The sequence below is a fragment of the Streptomyces sp. WAC 04229 genome, assembly GCF_003947455.1.
GTDB lineage: Bacteria > Actinomycetota > Actinomycetes > Streptomycetales > Streptomycetaceae > Streptomyces.
In genome coordinates, this window is record NZ_QHJH01000035.1 from 20,398 (window position 1) to 37,098 (window position 16,701).

The following is a 16,701-nucleotide window of genomic DNA, read 5'->3' on the forward strand; positions in this document are numbered from 1 at the left end:
GGTCTACTTCCCCTTGGCCTTGGCACCGTTTCGCGGAGCGTGGCCGCCCTTGTGGGTGCCGTTCTCGGTGCCGTTGCGGCTGTCGTACAACTCGTAGGCGTCGACGATACGGCCCACCAGCTTGTGCCGGACCACGTCGTGCGACGTGAGCCGGGAGAAGTGGACGTCCTCGACGCCGTCCAGGATCTCCTGGACCTGCCGCAGACCGGACTTGGTGCCGCCGGGCAGGTCGACCTGCGTCACGTCACCCGTGATCACGATCTTCGACTCGAAGCCGAGGCGGGTGAGGAACATCTTCATCTGCTCGGGGCTGGTGTTCTGGGCCTCGTCCAGGATGATGAACGCGTCGTTCAGCGTGCGGCCGCGCATGTACGCCAGCGGCGCGACCTCGATCGTCCCGGCTGCCATCAGGCGGGGGATCGAGTCGGGGTCGAGCATGTCGTGCAGCGCGTCGTACAGCGGGCGCAGATACGGGTCGATCTTCTCGTAGAGCGTGCCCGGCAGGAAGCCGAGCCGCTCGCCGGCCTCGACCGCCGGTCGGGTCAGGATGATCCGGTTGACCTGCTTGGACTGGAGGGCCTGCACGGCCTTCGCCATCGCCAGGTAGGTCTTGCCGGTGCCCGCCGGGCCGATGCCGAAGACGACGGTGTGCTTGTCGATCGCGTCGACGTACCGCTTCTGGTTCAGCGTCTTGGGGCGGATCGTGCGGCCGCGCGAGGACAGGATGTTCTGCGTGAGCACCTCGGCCGGGGTCTCCTGGCCGTCGCTCTCCCCGTTCTCGCTCGCCTTGAGCATGGCGATCGAGCGTTCCACTGCGTCCTCCGTCATCGGCTGCCCCGTGCGGAGCACCAGCATCATCTCGTCGAAAACGCGCTGAATGAGGGCGACCTCGTGGGTGTCGCCGACGGCGCTGATCTCATTGCCCCGGACATGGATGTCGGCCGCCGGGAAGGCCTTCTCGATCACGCGCAGGAGGGAGTCTCCGGAGCCCAGGACGGTCACCATGGGGTGCTGGGCGGGGACGCTGATCTGTGCTCTCGCCTGCCCCTGCGCGGGGGTGTGGGCTGAGGGTGTCTGAGTCATGGGCCGGCGCTCTAGGCCTGCTCGTCCTCCTCTGCGGCGCGTGCCGCGTGACGGGTGTGGTCTGCTGCCTCCAGCGTACGACTCCCCGCCGACAGCGCCGAGGTTTTTATATGCGCGGCGGTCCGGCGGCGCCCGGCCGCCCGCCGGCCCGCGCCTCGCGGACCAGGTCCCGGAACCACCCGTACGACGCCTTGGGCGTGCGCTCCAGCGTCGTGAAGTCCACGTGGACCAGTCCGAACCGGCGGGCGTACCCCTCGGCCCACTCGAAGTTGTCCAGCAGCGACCACACGAAGTAGCCGCGCACGTCCACCCCCGCCTCGACGGCCCGGTGCAGGGCGCGGACGTGCCCGTCGAGGTAGGCGATGCGGTCCCGGTCGTCCAGGCCCTCGTAGGAGCAGCCGTTCTCGGTGATGACGACGGGGGGGAGCCGGTCGCCGTAGCGGTCGCGCAGGCCGGTGAGCAGCTCGGTCAGCCCCTCGGGGACGACCGGCCAGCCGAAGTCCGTCAGCGGCCGGTCCTCGACGGCGCGCAGCGAGAAGGGCAGTCCGGCCGGGAGGGTCACCCCGCCGGACCCCGTCTCGGTGCCCAGCGGGGCGCCCACCAGGGCCGGCGCATAGTAGTTCACGCCGTAGAAGTCCAGCGGCTCCGCGACGACCTCCAGGTCGGCCGTCACGTCCCTGGGCATCAGCTCGCCGATGCCCTCCGGGTACCGCCCGGTCAGCAGCGGGTCGCTGAACATCCGGTTCAGCAGGACGTCGTACAGGTCCGCCGCCTCCCGGTCGGCCGGGTCGTCCGAGGCGGGCCAGGTGGGTCCGTGCGAATTGGCGATGCCGATGTCCGTGGCGCCCGCCGCGCGCAGCGCCCGTACCGCCAGACCGTGCGCGAGGAGCTGGTGGTGGGCGGCCGGCAGGGCGTCGAAGAGCAGTGCGCGGCCGGGGGCGTGGGTGCCGAGGGCGTGGCCGAGCAGGGTGTGCTCGGCGGGCTCGTTGAGGGTGATCCACTTGCCGACCCGGTCGCCCAGCCGCTCGGCGACGACCGACACGTACGCGGCGAACCGGGCGGCCGTGTCCCGCTCCAGCCAGTCCAGATGGGCCGGCAGGTCCCAGTGGAAGAGGGTCGGCACCGGCCGGACGCCCGCCGCGCACAGGTCGTCCACCAGGCGGTCGTAGAAGTCGAGGCCGCCCGGCGCGTTCACCCGGGGCCAGGAGACCGAGAAGCGGTACGCGTCCACGCCGAGGTCCGCCAGCAGCGCCACGTCCTCGCGGTGGCGGTGGTAGTGGTCGCAGGCCACCGCCGCCGTCGAGCCGTCCTTCACCCGGCCCGGCAGGTCCGTGAAGTCGTCCCACACGGAGCGCTCGCGCAGGCCGGCGGCGCCCTCGATCTGGTGTGCCGAGGTGGACACGCCCCACAGGAAGCCGTCCGGGAACCGGGGGAGCGGGTCCGGGGCCGTGCCCGTGCTCGGATCAGTCGCCATGCGCGGATCATCCGCACCCCCCGCGCGGGAAGTCAACGCCCTTGCACGCCAACGGCGTTCCGCGTTACGCGCCCTCCTTCAGCACCCGGGAGATCAGCCTGCGCTGCTCGTCCGTCAGCCGGGGGTCGGCGGCGTACACCGTCTTCCCGTCCACGGTGATCTGGTAGCTGAACCCGTCCGGGACCCCGACCGGGGGCGTGGCCCGGCCGTCGGCGCACGCCCGCTCGGCCAGTGCGTGCCACTCGGCCGCGTCGGGGCGCTCCGCCGTATCGACCTCCGCGTGGCGTTCGATGCCCGCGAAGCCTCCTGTGCGCCTCACCAAAATCCGCATGCAACCGTGTCTAGTACGGAACTACAGCGTGCGCACCCCGACCTGCTCCCAGGCCTTGCGCACCGCTTCGAGTTCCTCGCCGTCGCCGTAGCGCTCCCGGGCGGCCTTCAGGGTGAGCGTCGCGAAGTCCGCGAACAGCGCGTCCTGCGCCAGCTCGCCGCCGGTCAGCACGTCGTACCAGATCTGCCCGGCCCGCTCCCAGGCGTGCCCGCCGAGCGCGGTGGCGAGCAGGTGGAAGGCGTGGTTGGGGATGCCGGAGTTGATGTGCACGCCGCCGTTGTCACGGCCGGTGCGGACGAAGTCGTCCATCGTCGCGGGCTGCGGGTCCTTGCCGAGCACGTCGTCGTCGTACGCCGTGCCCGGCGCCTTCATGGAGCGCAGCGCCACGCCCGTCACGCGCGGGGCGAGCAGTCCGGCGCCGATCAGCCAGTCGGCCTCGGCGGCGGTCTGGCCGAGCGAGTACTGCTTGATCAGGGCCCCGAAGACGTCCGAGACCGACTCGTTCAGGGCGCCCGGCTGGCCGTAGTAGGTCAGGTTGGCGGTGTGCTGGGTGACGCCGTGGGTCAGCTCGTGGCCGATCACGTCCAGGGCGATGGTGAAGTCGAGGAAGATCTCCCCGTCCCCGTCGCCGAAGACCATCTGCTCGCCGTTCCAGAAGGCGTTGTTGTACTCGCGGTCGTAGTGCACGGTCGCGTCCAGCGGCAGTCCGGCGCCGTCGACGGAGTCGCGCCGGTACGCCTTGAGGAAGTGCTCGAAGGTGGCGCCCAGACCCGCGTAGGCGCGGTTCACGGTGACGTCCCGGCCGGGCTCCTCACCCTCGGTACGCACCTTCTTGCCGGGCAGGTCGGTGCCGTGCCGGGCGTCGAAGATCGTGCGGTGCGGCGTCCCGGCCTCGGCACCGGCGCGCGGGGCGATCGTGGGGGCGCCGATGACCGTGGTCAGCCGGCGGTGGGTGCGCTCGAAGGCGTCGCGCTGGAGGGTGCGGCGGGCCGGTCCGGAGAGCACCGGGTCGGCGTGCTGGGCCAGCCGGTCGAGGACGTGGGGCGGCACGATGGTGCAGAAGACGGGCTCGAAGCCCCCGTGGGTCGTCATGTCCGGCACCTTCGCACTGCGTGACGGTGGTGTCACCACCCGCAACCACGATTGGTGAAAAACGGTACCAAGGCCGCCCCGCGGCTGCCGACAAGTGGTATACGGCACTTTTTGTCCCGGTTCCCTCCATGGTCCCGCATACTGATACGGACCCGCGTGACCGGCGTGACTCGGCTATGGTGCTGGGCATCATGCGTTTCGGGCTGCTTCTCCTTAGCTGCCGCGGCGAGGGCCTGTAAGAGGCCGACTCCCTCCCCGCGGAGCTTGGTGGTGCCGTCGGCCGTCCTTCCGGACCACGCGGACACCGCGGAACTCACGAGGAGCCCACGCCATCATGGCCAACCGCCAGCAGCCCAGCCCCATGCCGACAGCCAAGTACCGCGGGTACGAGCAGGTCGACATCGCCGACCGCACCTGGCCGGACCGGCGCGTCACCACCGCCCCCCGCTGGCTCTCCACCGACCTGCGCGACGGCAACCAGGCCCTGATCGACCCCATGTCGCCCGCCCGCAAGCGCGCGATGTTCGATCTGCTGGTCAAGATGGGCTACAAGGAGATCGAGGTCGGCTTCCCGGCCTCCGGCCAGACCGACTTCGATTTCGTACGCTCCATCATCGAGGACCCGGACGCCATCCCGGACGACGTCACGATCTCCGTACTGACCCAGGCCCGCGAGGACCTGATCGAGCGCACGGTGGAGTCCCTGAAGGGCGCCAGGCGGGCCACCGTCCACCTGTACAACGCGACCGCCCCCGTCTTCCGCCGGGTCGTCTTCCGCGGCTCCCGGGACGACATCAAGCAGATCGCCGTCGACGGCACCCGGCTGGTCATGGAGTACGCCGAGAAACTGCTGGGCCCGGAGACGGAGTTCGGCTACCAGTACAGCCCCGAGATCTTCACCGACACCGAGCTGGACTTCGCCCTGGAGGTCTGCGAGGCGGTGATGGACACCTACCAGCCCGGTCCCGGCCGCGAGATCATCCTCAACCTGCCCGCCACCGTGGAGCGTTCCACGCCGTCCACGCACGCGGACCGCTTCGAGTGGATGGGCCGCAACCTGTCCCGCCGCGAGTACGTCTGCCTGTCCGTCCACCCGCACAACGACCGCGGTACGGCGGTGGCGGCGGCCGAGCTGGCGCTGATGGCCGGCGCCGACCGCATCGAGGGGTGCCTGTTCGGACAGGGCGAGCGCACCGGCAACGTCGACCTGGTCACCCTGGGCATGAACCTGTTCTCCCAGGGCGTCGACCCGCAGATCGACTTCTCCGACATCGACGAGATCCGTCGCACGTGGGAGTACTGCAACCAGATGGAGGTCCACCCGCGCCACCCCTACGCGGGCGACCTGGTCTACACGTCCTTCTCCGGCTCCCACCAGGACGCCATCAAGAAGGGCTTCGACGCCATGGAGGCCGACGCGGCCGCGAAGGGCGTCACCGTGGACGACATCGAGTGGGCCGTCCCGTACCTGCCCATCGACCCGAAGGACGTCGGCCGCTCCTACGAGGCGGTCATCCGCGTCAACTCGCAGTCCGGCAAGGGCGGCATCGCCTACGTGCTGAAGAACGACCACAGCCTGGACCTGCCCCGCCGGATGCAGATCGAGTTCTCGAAGATCATCCAGGCCAAGACGGACGCCGAGGGCGGCGAGATCACGCCCACGGCGATCTGGGACGTCTTCCAGGACGAGTACCTGCCCAACCCGGACAACCCCTGGGGCCGCATCCAGGTGGCCAACGGCCAGACCACGACCGACCGCGACGGCGTGGACACCCTCACCGTCGAGGCCGCGGTCGACGGCGTGGAGACCACCCTGGTCGGCACCGGCAACGGCCCGATCTCGGCGTTCTTCCACGCGCTGCAGGGCGTCGGCATCGACGTACGGCTGCTGGACTACCAGGAGCACACGATGAGCGAGGGTGCCTCCGCGCAGGCCGCCTCCTACATCGAGTGCGCCATCGGCGACAAGGTGCTGTGGGGCATCGGAATCGACGCGAACACCACGCGCGCCTCGCTGAAGGCCGTCGTCTCCGCCGTCAACCGCGCAACTCGCTGACCAGCCGAATCGGTGGTTTGGAGCCCCGCTCGCCGCAGAACGGCGGGCGGGGCCCCGTCATATACCGGCCATATATCTGTGCAGGTCACGGAAAGGTCTCGTCCTGGGTACTGACTCCACGTCGGTGATGTGGCTAACATCACGCCAGCGCGACGATGCTGTCGCGCCGTTACGGAGGTGCGACGTGCTGCCTGGACGGGGACGAAACGGCCGAGCTGCCCGGCTGCCACGCATCCTGGGCACCCGCACCGCGTGGACGCCGGTCGGCGACGGTGAGTTCTTCTGCCCCGGCTGCGGTGGCGACCGCAACTACCAGCGGCTCGCCGGACGGCGCCGCTTCACCCTGCTCGGCGTGCCCCTGCTGCCCCGCGGCGAGTCCGCGCCGACCGTCGAGTGCGCGGCCTGCCGCCGCCACTACGGCACCGAGGTCCTCGACCACCCCACCACCACCCGCTTCTCGGCGATGCTCCGCGACGCCGTCCACACCGTGGCCCTCGCGGTCCTCGCCGCCGGCGGTGCCTGCTCCCGCACCGCGCTGGAGACGGCGGCCGTCGCGGTGCGCGCGGCCGGCTTCGAGGACTGCACCGAGGAGCAGTTGAACGCGCTCGTCGAGGCGCTGGAGGCGGACACCGGCCGGGTCCACGGCGAACCCTGCGTGCCGGGCCTCGCCATAGAACTGCACGAGGCGCTGGACCCGCTGGCCCCGCACCTCGCCACCGTCGGACGCGAGTCGATCCTGCTCCAGGGCGCCCGCATCGCCCTCGCCGACGGCCCCTACACCCCCGCCGAACGCGACACCCTGGCGACGGTCGGGGCGGCCCTGACCCTCTGCTCCGACGACGTCACCCGCCTCATGGAATCGGCGGGCACGCCCTCCTGACCGCGCGCAGGCCCTAGCAGGGCAGGTCCAGCCGCATGATCTGGCGGTGCATGCCCGGCCCGAAGTAGTCCTGGCGCAGACCCCCGTCGGGTTCCTCCGGGCGGAAGCCCAGGGAGCGGTAGAGGAAGATGGCCGCCAGGTTGGCGGGCTCCACGGTCAGCCGCACGACGTCGATGCCGTCCCGGCGCAACCGGGTCAGCACCTCCGTCATCAACTCCGTGCCCAGACCGTGCCGGCGCCGGTCCGGGGTCACGCCCAGGCCGAGTATCCAGCTGTCCGTGCCGAGCGCCCGGGTGGCGGCCAGCACGTAGCCGCGCAGCCGGCCCGCGCCGTCGTCGAGCACCAGGAAGTGTTCCTCGTACATGTCGAAGAGCTGGCGCAGCAGGAAGCCGGGATAGGCGAACTCCTGGAACACCTCCTCGTCGAGCCGCCGCAGTTCGGGCAGATCGGACTCCCGGGCGGTGCGCAGGTCCAGAGGCGGGCCGTCCGGGCCGTCGGCGGCCCCCGGGAGCAGGTCGTGGCGGTCGAGGGAACGTTCCAGCGGTTCGGCGGTCATGCAGCCCCCAGTCAGCACGTGCGGACGTCAACTCCTCGCCACCGGAGCCCTACTCGAAGGAATGACGCTTCGTGTGGCGGCCGGTGACTCCTTCTGGCTAGAGTGAGCTTCCAACTTCGGCCGTGCAAGGGCGAGTTCGGGTGTGCGACGATGCGCCCGACGTGCGCCCGGCGGATGCGGAGTGGCGAGTTCCCTGCTGTCTTGCTGTGCCCCGGTGCCCTACCGTGCACAACACTGGGGTTTGTCCGAAATCGAATGGAACGCGGCAGGATGACTATGGATCGCAACGCCGACGCACCGTGGTCGAAGTTCGATCCCGAGGCGTACGTCGACGACAACTACCGGACGCCGCTGGAGGTCGACCTCCTCATCGTCCGGCTGATGCGCGACCACTTCACCCGCTGCTTCGCCGACACCCCGCACCCGGTGCGCGGCATCGACGTCGGAGCCGGCGCCAACCTCTACCCCGCGCTCTCCATGCTGCCCTGGTGCGACAAGGTGCTCCTGCTGGAGTACGCGCACCCGAACGTCGAGTACCTGGAGAAGCAGGTCTCCCCGGGCGGGTACGACACCGCATGGGACGCGTTCTGGAACGTGCTGGAGGAGGCGCCCGCCTACCGCGCCGTCGAGCCCAGGGAGCTGGCCGGCGAGATCGTCCGGGTGGAGCGCGCCAACCTGTTCGACCTGGAGCACGGACACCGCCGCTGGGGCCTCGGGACCATGTTCTTCGTCGCCGACTCGATGTCCGAGTGCCCCGAGGAGTTCCAGCGGGGCGTGCGCTGCTTCATGAACGCGCTCGGCGACGGAGCCCCGTTCGCCGCCGCCTTCATGAAGGAGTCCGTCGGCTACCGGGTCGGCACCCACGACTACCCGGCCTACCGGGTGAACGAGGACCGGGTCAGGGAGAGCCTCGAGCCCTTCACCAAGGAGCTGGAGATCCACGATCTGCACCACATGGTGCGGCCGGGACACGAGGGAATGCTCCTCGCCCTGGGACGGCGCAATCCGGAGATTGCCACCCCGTAGGAACGGGGACCATGCTGAACACAGGGCAACGAGATCTGTACGAGGGGTGCGGGGATGCAGATCAAGCCACGGCAGCACCTGCTGGAAATCTGGCACGCCATGGCCCGTCACTCGTTCGACGACGGGAAGCTCGTCCGGGGGGACACCGACGGGCTGAGCAGCGTCGCCGACGCCGAACGCCTGCTCTGCATCCTGTATCCGGCCACCGAGGTCCCCGCCTTCCGCCTCGACCAGCCCGACACCACCGAACGTGACGTCCTGCGCGCCCTCGACCGCCTCGGCACCCGGCTGGAGATCCCGCCCAACCTGATCACCGCGCTGACCCAGTTCATGCGCACCCACACCGGCACGGACGACAGCCCCACCTTCTCCGGCGGCCACTACTTCCGCCCCGCCGAAACCGGTGGCGAGATCACCCACCAGCAGTACCAGCTCGGCGTGGTCGACTCCTACTCCATGTCCGTCACGCTCTGCCTCGCCACCCTCGGCTTCCTCAAGATCTACGAGGGCACCACGACCCGCCCCGAGGTACGCAAGGCCGTCGGCGAGCTGAGGGAGGCCACCAACACCCGGCTGACCGCCGCGATGGTCAGCCTGCTGCGCTCCTTCACCGTCAACGTCTTCGACGCCGAGTCCGAACAGGGCAGCCGGCTGATCGAGGTCATCGGACAGGGCGGGCAGTCCGACCGCGTCGTCCTCCAGCAGTTCTCCCGCCGGTTACGCCCGCTGCGCGCCACCATCATCGAGAGCATCTCCAGAGGCATCCAGGTCGACGAGGGCATCCGCGACGAGAGCCAGCTCTTCGAGTGCGGCTGGGCCTGGGGCATCGTCAAGGACGCGCCGAAGATCACCGACCTGAGCCTCGCCGTACCCGGCCAGCCCGACGGCATCGCCGACCGGCTGCCCTACGTGTACTTCACCGTCACCGCCCTCGACGGCATCCAGGACCTGTTCTCCGACCGCACCCTCACCCTCGGTCTGCTCGACGAGGACCAGCAGAAGCTCGCCGAGATGCTGCGCCTGCGCTGGGAACTGAGCCAGCAGTACTGGTCCGCCATCGCGCGTTTCGGCGCCGACCGCTGGCCCCTGGAGGACCTGCCCTGGCAGACCACCGGACTGCGCCTGGAGTCCGAGTACTTCTCCCTGACCGTCGCCGCCATCGTCGTCCACGACCTGGTCCGCCGGAAGGCGACCGACGACGACCTCACCCGCACCGTCGCCATCATGGAACGCCTCGCCGACCGCGGCAGAGTCACCAGCCGCATGACCAGGAACGACCCCACCATCCTGCTGCACACGCCCGGCGTCACCATGCCGCTCGCCGGGTCCGAGCGCTCCGGCGGACAACTGCTGTGGCGGATGACCGACTTCTCGGCGCAGCTCCTCAAGCGGATCATCCAGCTCGCCGAACTCTCCCGGAACATCGGCGCGCAGGACCGGCTGCTGCGCCTGGCCGAGCAGGCCTTCGAGCACCTGTGGAACCGCCGCATCGACGACGAGGACGGCGCCGGCCTCTGGGACAACGTCCAGGCCGTCTACCCCGAGGCCCACGAGGCGGGGCTGCGGATGTCCTGGAGCATCACCGAGCGCGTCACCGAGTGCCTCGTCGCCGCCCGCATCCTGTACGAGCAGCAGCCCATCCGCAGCCCCGAACTCGCCGAACTCGCCCGCGAACTGCTCAGCGAAGCCACCCACCTGTTCGGCAGGGAGCAGCTGGAGGCGTCCGTCGCCGCCGACGGCAGCAGGGCCCGCGCCATGCGGAGCATCGAGAGCCGCCTCGACCACGCCCGCAGCCTGGTCGACGACCGGCCCGCCACCGCCTTCGCCCTGGCCCTGCCCGTGCTCCAGGAACTCGACACCCTGGCCCAGGCCCGGGGCGCCGCCGCCCAGGAGGTGTGAGCGTGCTCGTCTTCGCCGCCTCCGACAAGGGAGGCACGGGTCGCTCGGTCACCAGCGCCAACCTGGCCTACCAGCGCGCCCTCACCGGCGACCACGTGGCCTACGTCGACTTCGACTTCGGCTCGCCCACCGCCGCCGCCGTCTTCGACGTGCCCAGCGCCATGCGCGGCACCGAGGAGCACGGCCTCCACTCCTACCTGGAGGGCGAGACGGCGGAACCAGTCCGCATCGACGTCTGGCGGCAGACCGAGCACCCCCTGCTGCGCGCCCGCCCCAACCAGTCCGGCCGCCTGGTGCTCTTCCCCGGCGACGCGGGCGGCGGCGAGTTCGCCACCGGAGAGGAGGCCCTGGAGCGCTGCATCGACCTGCTGCTGAAACTCAACGGCGAGTTCGACGTCACCGTCGTCGACCTCAGCGCCGGCCGCAGCTACGCCGTCGACATGGTCCTCGCGGCCACCGCCCACCCGCGCATGCGCAACGTCCCCTTCCGCTGGCTGGTCTTCCACCGCTGGACCCGCCAGCACGTGATCGCCGCCTCCGGACTGGTCCACGCCGACCACGGCATCATCGGCGGCGGTGTCGAACGCGGCCACGACGAGGACGCCCTGCGCGCCGCCATCCGCTTCGTGCGGGCCGCCGTACCCGACCCCGAGTCGCCGCTGTGGTCCCAGGGTTCGCCCGCCCAGGCGGCCTGGATGCAGGCCTGCGACGAGGCACTGCGCCGGCTCGCCGCCGAGCACCGCATCGGCGACAGCGTCGTCCTCGGCGTCGTACCGCTGGAGCCCATACTCCAGTGGCGCGAACAGCTGATCACCGAGGAGGACGTCCTCTCCACCCAGATAGCGAACAAGGAGACACTGGAGGCCCTGGAGGAGATCGCCCGCCGACTGACGGACGACGTGCATTGGGGGCGGCCGTGAGTGACGCCGTGTTCCGGGAGACCGCTGCCGAGGCGCGTACGCAGTCGGTGCCGCTGGCTCATCTCTCGCTGGAGCTGGGGCACCTCTACATGGAGGACTTCGAGGCCGGGCCCGAGCGGCTGCGCCGGCACTTCGCCGAGGTGCTGCCCTGGGTGGAGGCGGCGCGGGCCGCGGCCGGTGCGCGGGCCGGCGGCAAGCGGGCCCGGATCAGCACCTGCTTCCTGATCGACGACTACTTCAGCCGGTTCTCCACCCCGGCCGAGGTCGTCCCCATGCTCCTCGCGGAGGCGGAACGGGCCGGGCTCGCCGTCGACTACCTGGCCCGCGAGTCCGGCTGCGCCGTCACCGGCAAGACACCCGTCGCGGAGGCGGTGGCCGGCCGCATCGTGGAGTCGCCCGTCCCCGGCAGCTACGGCATGCGCCCGCCCACCGCGCGGACGGGCTGGCTCGCCAACGGCGAACGGGCCCCCGCCAAACAGGCCGCCATGGCGATGAAGCGGGCCCCCTGGCAGCCGCCCCGGGAGACCGCCGCCCGCCGCCACTCCGTCTTCCTCGACGCCGAACTGTGGAGCGACGACGCCGACGGGCGCCGCACCTGGTCCTGCCCCTTCCTCGCCGCCGTCTGGCAGCTCGCCCGCCTCGGACTGCTGCGCGACGCAGGCGAGGCCGTCCTCGTCCCGCAGCCGCACACCGGCAACGGTTTCCCCGAGGACTGGGACGAACTGCCCTCCCTGCTCCGGCTCAACCCGCGCGCCGACCCCTTCTCCGCCTACCGGACCTGTTCCGTCGTACCCAACCGCTTCCTCCCGGTCGAACACGCGGTGCGCGTGATCCTCGACCAGATCGAGGTCGACCCGGGGGCGCTGGCGCAGGTCGCCGAGCGTTCCGGGAACGAGCGCACGGCCGTCCCCGACTCGGTCGCCGACCGCGTCTCCTACGTCTTCTACGCGGCGCCCTGAGATGGCGCCGCGGCAGAGCACCCCGCCCGCCGTTCTCGCCTGCGGCGAGATCCGCACCTGCCTGCTGCCCGCCCGGCAGGCCCTCGACATCCGCTCCGCCGCCCAGCTCCTCGGCCTGCGCGCCGACGAACGGGTACTCCTCTCCGAGCGCCCGGGCCTCTACGCGCGTTCCCCCGACACCCTGACCGGCGTCGACTGCCCGCTGCCCAGCGCCAACGGCGCCCGGGTGCGCGCGGTGGGCACCGTCACCGCGCACGCCGCGCTCACCGAGGGGCGGGTCCTGCAGACCTCCGCGCACTGCCGGCTCCCCGCCGCAGGTCCCGACCAGCGGCGGCCCTGGGGCGAGTACCTGGTGCGGCCCGGAGTGGTCGAACCGCTCGGCAGGCTCCCGCACGAGGCGGTCGCGCAGGGCGTGCTCGGCGGCGGCCGCCACGGCGACCTCGACGTCGGCCTGATCGCCGACGGGCTGCTCACCCGGCTGCTGCGCCACCCCCTGCTCGACCAGCGACCGCCCTTCCGCTCCCGGCCCACCCGGCTGCGCTGGGTGGCCCTGCCCGCGGACCCCGGGGACGCGCCCTCCCTCGAACGGTTCACCCTCGCCGAGGACGAACTGCGCACCGTACGCCTGCGGGTGCCCGAGGACACCGACGGCGCCGACCTCGCCGCGCTCTGCGACGACCTCGCCCTGCACGACTGGCTCCTCACCACCGTCGTCCGCATGCTCGACGGCATCCGGCTCGGCGCCACACCCACGCAGGACGCCGGCGCCGTCGTCCGGGCGCTGCGTCCTGCCGTGGACCACCTGCTGCACCTGTGGATGCCACGGGCCCGGGTGACCCGGGACCTGGCCCCGCTGTGGGACCCGCTGGAGGAACGGCCCGGCTTCACCCGGCAGTGGCAGGCGCTGGTGCAGCGCATCCGCGACCAGCTCACCCTGCACGCCATCCCCGCACCCCACCGGGAGGTGGAGCCGGCTCCCTGACCGGACCCAGCGCCTCCCACGCACATCCCCGCACCCCGATCCGACGCGCATCCCAACGGGGGGAGAAGCGAGATGAGCACGGCACAGTCACCCCGACCCGACGACACGGCCCGCACCCCGGGCCCGGCCGACCCGAGGGGCGAGTCCCCATGGGCGCGCATGCTGCTGGTCGCCCTCGTGGTCGGCGCCCTCTTCTGGAGCGTCACGGCACTGCTCAGCCCCGACGACGGCACCCTGCGGCAGTTCACGGCCGCCGTCCTCTGCGCCGGCGCGGCCTTACTCGTCCAGTACGTGCTCGGCCTGGCACCACGCCCGGCCCACGAGCGGCTGGAGGAGCACACCCGCCGGGTGGAGAGCGCCCTCGCCGAGAACACCGCCGCCGTACGGGACGGGCTCAACCAGTACGACGACGAGCTGAAGTCCGGTCTGACCCGGTACACCGAGGACGTCAAGCAGCTCGTCGAGACGCACGTCACCCACGGGGACCACCGGACCGGCGACTCCGCAACGCCGTTGGACCGGGTCCGCATCGACAGCGTGCCCGACCTGGCCAAGGGCTTCGCCGACGTCCTGCTGCCCAGCCCCTCGATCCTGCACACCTTCGTCCATCTGGAGATGGAGCGGGTGGTCGGCCACATGGCGGACCTCACCAACCTGAGCGCCGAGTGCCCCGGCGAGAACCACGACTGGATGCTCACCCTCACCCGGGCCGCCGAGCAGTCCATCCTCGCCACCAGCACCTCCGTGGACCGGCAGTTCTGGAACAGCGAGCCCGCCGGACGCTACCTCGACGCCCAGCAGGCGGCCATCGACGAACAGGGCGTCGCGGTGCGCCGCCTGTTCCTGCTGGAGAGCGCCCGCGAACTCGACGACCGCCTGCTGCGGCTGTGCGAGGAGCAGGAACTGCGCCGCATCGACGTCCGCGTGGCAGTCCTGCCCGAACTGCCCCCGCACCTCCAGCGCGGCACCACCAACGACTTCATCCTCTACGACGAGGAGGTGTCGTTCGAGATCGAGCAGGACCTGCGCGACGTCAACGTGCGGACCCGCCTCACCGCGCGCCAGGACTACGTACGGGACCGGCTCAAGCGCTTCCGGGAACTCTGGGACGCGGGCATGGGTCTGCGCGAACTGGAGGTGCGCGTCGACGACGAGGAGGACGGCAACTGGATGGTCGACCAGGCCTGACCGCCCCCTCGGTACTCCCGGGGGAGTAACGGCGCCCGGCACGTCACCCGGGGCAGTACCGGCCAACTCGCCCTCGGGTCCGACGTGCCGGCCGCCCGCCGCCGGAAGTCTGGAGACAGCCGACCAGACATCCAGCGGAGGGAGGCCCGTCAGATGGGGGCCGTAAGGACAAGTGGGGGGCGACGGCGGGCCGTGCCCTGGCTGGTGCTCGGACTGTGGATCGCGGTCCTGGCGATCGCCTCGCCGTTCGCGTCGAAACTCGCGGACGTGCAGCGCGACCGAGCCGTCGACTACCTGCCGGCCGGCGCCGACTCGACGCAGGTCGCCAGGATCCAGGACCGGCTGCCGGGCGGCGAGGCCACCGAGATGGTCCTCGTCTACCACCGGGACGCCGGACTGACCTCCGCCGACCGGGCCACCGCCGCCGGCCAGGTCGCCGAGATCGCGGGCGCGCACGAACTCACCGGCCGGCCCGCCGGCATCCCGTCCGAGGACGGCACCACCCTCATGTACCCGGTCGCCAGCACCGAGCCCGGCCAGGACGAGGAGGCCCGCGACGCCCTCGTCAACGCCGTACGGGACATCGCCCGGGGCGGCGACGGGCTGAGCGTCGAGGTCGGCGGCGCCGGCGCGCTCGCCACCGACGCCGCCGAGGTCTACAACTCCCTCGACGGCCCCCTGCTCTACACCACCGCGGCCGTCGTCGCACTGCTGCTGATCCTCATCTACCGCAGCCCGTTCCTGTGGCTGGTCCCGCTCGCCGTCGCCGGCATCGCCGACTACCTCTCCATGGGCGTCGCCTACGGCCTCAACCAGTGGTTCGGCACCGCGGTCTCCGGCCAGAGCTCCGGCATCATGACCATCCTCGTCTTCGGCGTCGGCACGGACTACGCGCTGCTGCTGGTCTCCCGCTACCGCGAGGAACTGCGGCGCGTCGAGCGGCCGTACGACGCCATGGCCGCCGCCCTGCGCGGCTGCGGCCCCGCCGTGCTCGCCTCCTCCGGCACCGTCGCCGCCGGGCTGCTCTGCCTGCTCGCCGCCGACCTCAACTCCAGCCGGGGCATGGGCCCGCTCGGCACCGTCGGCGTGCTGTGCGCGCTGGCCGCCATGCTGACCCTGCTGCCCGCGCTCCTGGTCCTGCTGGGCCGACGCGTCTTCTGGCCGCTCGTGCCCCGCCACGGCAGCACGCCCAAGGCCCGCCGGTCGCTGTTCGCGGCGATGGGCGGCTCCGCCGAACGCCGGCCCCGCACCGTCCTCGTGGGCGGCGCGGTGCTGCTCGGCGCGCTCGCGCTCGGGGCGTTCGCCCTGCCCGGCTCCCTCAAGCAGGAGGACTCCTTCACCACCCGGCCCGACGCCATCGCCGCGATGGGGACCCTCGCCGCCGCGTACCCGGAGAGCGGCATCCAGCCCATCGCCGTCATCGCTCCCACCGACCGGGCGGAGGCCGCCCTCGCCGAGGCCCGCGACACCCGCGGCGTCGAGAGCGCCGAGGCCGTCCGCAGCGGCGGAGGCTGGACCGAGCTGACCGTACTCGCCGCCGCCCCGCCCCAGTCGGCGGCCGAGACCGCCACCATCGAGTCCCTGCGCGACTCGCTCGACGGGTCCTACGTCGGCGGCCCCAGCGCTCAGCAGATCGACCTGGAGGACACCAACGCGCGCGACACCGCCATCGTCGTCCCGATCGTGCTGCTGTCGGTGCTGCTGATCCTGGCGGTGCTGCTGCGATCGCTGGTCGCGCCGCTGATCCTGGTCGCCGCCGTGGTCGCCGTGTGGGGCGCGGCGCTCGGCATCGGGGGACTGGTCTTCGGGCCGCTCTTCGGCTTCGAGGGCACCGACCCCGGACTCGGCCTGCTGTCCTTCGTGTTCCTGGTCGCCCTCGGCGTCGACTACGGCATCTTCCTGATGCACCGCATGCGCGAGGAGTCCCTGCGCGGTGCCGAACCCACCGAGGCCGCGCTCTCCGCGCTGCGCACCACCGGCGGGGTCATCGCCTCCGCCGGGCTGGTCCTCGCCGCCACCTTCGCGGTGCTCACCAGCATGCCGATGGTGCAACTGGTCGAGCTGGGCTTCGTCATCGCGGTCGGTGTCCTGCTCGACACCTTCCTCGTCCGCACCTACCTCGTCACCAGCGCGAGCGTCGCCCTGCGGCGCCGGGTGTGGTGGCCGGGCCCGCTGTCCCGGGCGCCCGGGGAGCCCGCGGCGGCCGGTGAGCGGGAGCCCGTCGGTGTCTGAGGTGCCGGGCGACCGGAGTGCGC

Annotated in this window: 14 protein-coding genes; 9 read left to right on the forward strand and 5 right to left on the reverse strand. The window is 71.6% G+C overall.

The genetic code is table 11. The features are described 5' to 3' along the window. Nucleotides 1-3: 3 nt before the first annotated feature. The 4 genes from DMH12_RS13000 to DMH12_RS13015 form a co-directional block, all read right to left on the reverse strand. Nucleotides 4-1,083 (reverse strand): PhoH family protein, encoded by a 1,080-nt coding sequence (locus DMH12_RS13000; RefSeq protein WP_125491724.1) that lies wholly within the window; start codon nucleotides 1,081-1,083, stop codon nucleotides 4-6. Nucleotides 1,084-1,189: 106 nt separating this feature from the next. Next, entirely contained in the window at nucleotides 1,190-2,557 is a 1,368-nt protein-coding gene (locus DMH12_RS13005) for a GH1 family beta-glucosidase (RefSeq protein WP_125491725.1), read from the reverse strand. A 64-nt stretch (nucleotides 2,558-2,621) separates the two neighbouring features. Beyond that, nucleotides 2,622-2,888, reverse strand: a complete 267-nt coding sequence (locus tag DMH12_RS13010) for a protealysin inhibitor emfourin (RefSeq protein ID WP_125491726.1) — start codon at nucleotides 2,886-2,888, stop codon at nucleotides 2,622-2,624. Between the two features lie 21 nt (nucleotides 2,889-2,909). Then, nucleotides 2,910-3,980 (reverse strand): M4 family metallopeptidase, encoded by a 1,071-nt coding sequence (locus tag DMH12_RS13015; protein WP_125491727.1) that lies wholly within the window; start codon nucleotides 3,978-3,980, stop codon nucleotides 2,910-2,912. Nucleotides 3,981-4,314: 334 nt separating this feature from the next. On the opposite strand from DMH12_RS13015, the gene leuA reads away from it, so the two are divergent. Both leuA and DMH12_RS13025 read left to right on the forward strand, forming a co-directional pair. After that, complete coding sequence (leuA, locus tag DMH12_RS13020) at nucleotides 4,315-6,036, forward strand: 2-isopropylmalate synthase (protein ID WP_125491728.1); 1,722 nt, start codon at nucleotides 4,315-4,317, stop codon at nucleotides 6,034-6,036. 184 nt (nucleotides 6,037-6,220) lie between these two features. After that, nucleotides 6,221-6,916 carry a TerB family tellurite resistance protein gene (locus tag DMH12_RS13025; RefSeq protein WP_125491729.1) on the forward strand — a complete coding sequence of 232 codons (696 nt, stop codon included), beginning with the start codon at nucleotides 6,221-6,223 and terminating at the stop codon, nucleotides 6,914-6,916. A 13-nt stretch (nucleotides 6,917-6,929) separates the two neighbouring features. Here DMH12_RS13025 and DMH12_RS13030 read toward each other — a convergent pair whose 3' ends face one another. Next, nucleotides 6,930-7,472, reverse strand: coding sequence for an N-acetyltransferase (locus tag DMH12_RS13030; protein ID WP_125491730.1), 543 nt, complete (start codon nucleotides 7,470-7,472; stop codon nucleotides 6,930-6,932). Between the two features lie 270 nt (nucleotides 7,473-7,742). Here DMH12_RS13030 and DMH12_RS13035 point away from each other — a divergent pair, with 270 nt between their 5' ends. The 7 genes from DMH12_RS13035 to DMH12_RS13065 all read left to right on the forward strand — a co-directional run bounded on the left by DMH12_RS13035 (nucleotide 7,743) and on the right by DMH12_RS13065 (nucleotide 16,678). Further along, a complete protein-coding gene (locus tag DMH12_RS13035) occupies nucleotides 7,743-8,498 on the forward strand; it encodes an SCO2525 family SAM-dependent methyltransferase (protein WP_260474204.1) in 756 nt (251 codons plus the stop codon). A 54-nt stretch (nucleotides 8,499-8,552) separates the two neighbouring features. Further along, the gene (locus DMH12_RS13040) at nucleotides 8,553-10,397 is read left to right on the forward strand and encodes an SCO2524 family protein (protein ID WP_125491732.1); all 1,845 of its coding nucleotides are present in this window, start codon (nucleotides 8,553-8,555) and stop codon (nucleotides 10,395-10,397) included. 2 nt (nucleotides 10,398-10,399) lie between these two features. Further along, entirely contained in the window at nucleotides 10,400-11,317 is a 918-nt protein-coding gene (locus tag DMH12_RS13045; RefSeq protein WP_125491744.1) for an SCO2523 family variant P-loop protein, read from the forward strand. Further along, entirely contained in the window at nucleotides 11,314-12,276 is a 963-nt protein-coding gene (locus DMH12_RS13050; RefSeq protein WP_185832291.1) for an SCO2522 family protein, read from the forward strand. The genes DMH12_RS13045 and DMH12_RS13050 overlap by 4 nt, the downstream gene beginning before the upstream one ends. A gap of 1 nt (nucleotide 12,277) precedes the next feature. After that, nucleotides 12,278-13,258 carry an SCO2521 family protein gene (locus DMH12_RS13055; RefSeq protein WP_125491733.1) on the forward strand — a complete coding sequence of 327 codons (981 nt, stop codon included), beginning with the start codon at nucleotides 12,278-12,280 and terminating at the stop codon, nucleotides 13,256-13,258. Nucleotides 13,259-13,330: 72 nt separating this feature from the next. Then, on the forward strand, nucleotides 13,331-14,446 hold the full coding sequence (locus DMH12_RS13060; protein WP_125491734.1) for a hypothetical protein: 1,116 nt from the start codon (nucleotides 13,331-13,333) through the stop codon (nucleotides 14,444-14,446). 153 nt (nucleotides 14,447-14,599) lie between these two features. Next, the gene (locus tag DMH12_RS13065; protein ID WP_125491735.1) at nucleotides 14,600-16,678 is read left to right on the forward strand and encodes an MMPL family transporter; all 2,079 of its coding nucleotides are present in this window, start codon (nucleotides 14,600-14,602) and stop codon (nucleotides 16,676-16,678) included. Nucleotides 16,679-16,701 lie beyond the last annotated feature (23 nt).

Bases quoted from the DNA above. Each gene is read 5' to 3' on its own strand.
- DMH12_RS13015 (WP_125491727.1), bottom strand. From the start codon at position 3,980: ATGACGACCCACGGGGGCTTCGAGCCCGTCTTCTGCACCATCGTGCCG.
- DMH12_RS13000 (WP_125491724.1), bottom strand. From the start codon at position 1,083: ATGACTCAGACACCCTCAGCCCACACCCCCGCGCAGGGGCAGGCGAGA.
- DMH12_RS13010 (WP_125491726.1), bottom strand. From the start codon at position 2,888: ATGCGGATTTTGGTGAGGCGCACAGGAGGCTTCGCGGGCATCGAACGC.
- DMH12_RS13060 (WP_125491734.1), top strand. From the start codon at position 13,331: ATGAGCACGGCACAGTCACCCCGACCCGACGACACGGCCCGCACCCCG.
- DMH12_RS13030 (WP_125491730.1), bottom strand. From the start codon at position 7,472: ATGACCGCCGAACCGCTGGAACGTTCCCTCGACCGCCACGACCTGCTC.
- DMH12_RS13005 (WP_125491725.1), bottom strand. From the start codon at position 2,557: ATGGCGACTGATCCGAGCACGGGCACGGCCCCGGACCCGCTCCCCCGG.
- DMH12_RS13040 (WP_125491732.1), top strand. From the start codon at position 8,553: ATGCAGATCAAGCCACGGCAGCACCTGCTGGAAATCTGGCACGCCATG.
- DMH12_RS13035 (WP_260474204.1), top strand. From the start codon at position 7,743: ATGACTATGGATCGCAACGCCGACGCACCGTGGTCGAAGTTCGATCCC.
- DMH12_RS13055 (WP_125491733.1), top strand. From the start codon at position 12,278: ATGGCGCCGCGGCAGAGCACCCCGCCCGCCGTTCTCGCCTGCGGCGAG.
- leuA (WP_125491728.1), top strand. From the start codon at position 4,315: ATGGCCAACCGCCAGCAGCCCAGCCCCATGCCGACAGCCAAGTACCGC.
- DMH12_RS13065 (WP_125491735.1), top strand. From the start codon at position 14,600: ATGGGGGCCGTAAGGACAAGTGGGGGGCGACGGCGGGCCGTGCCCTGG.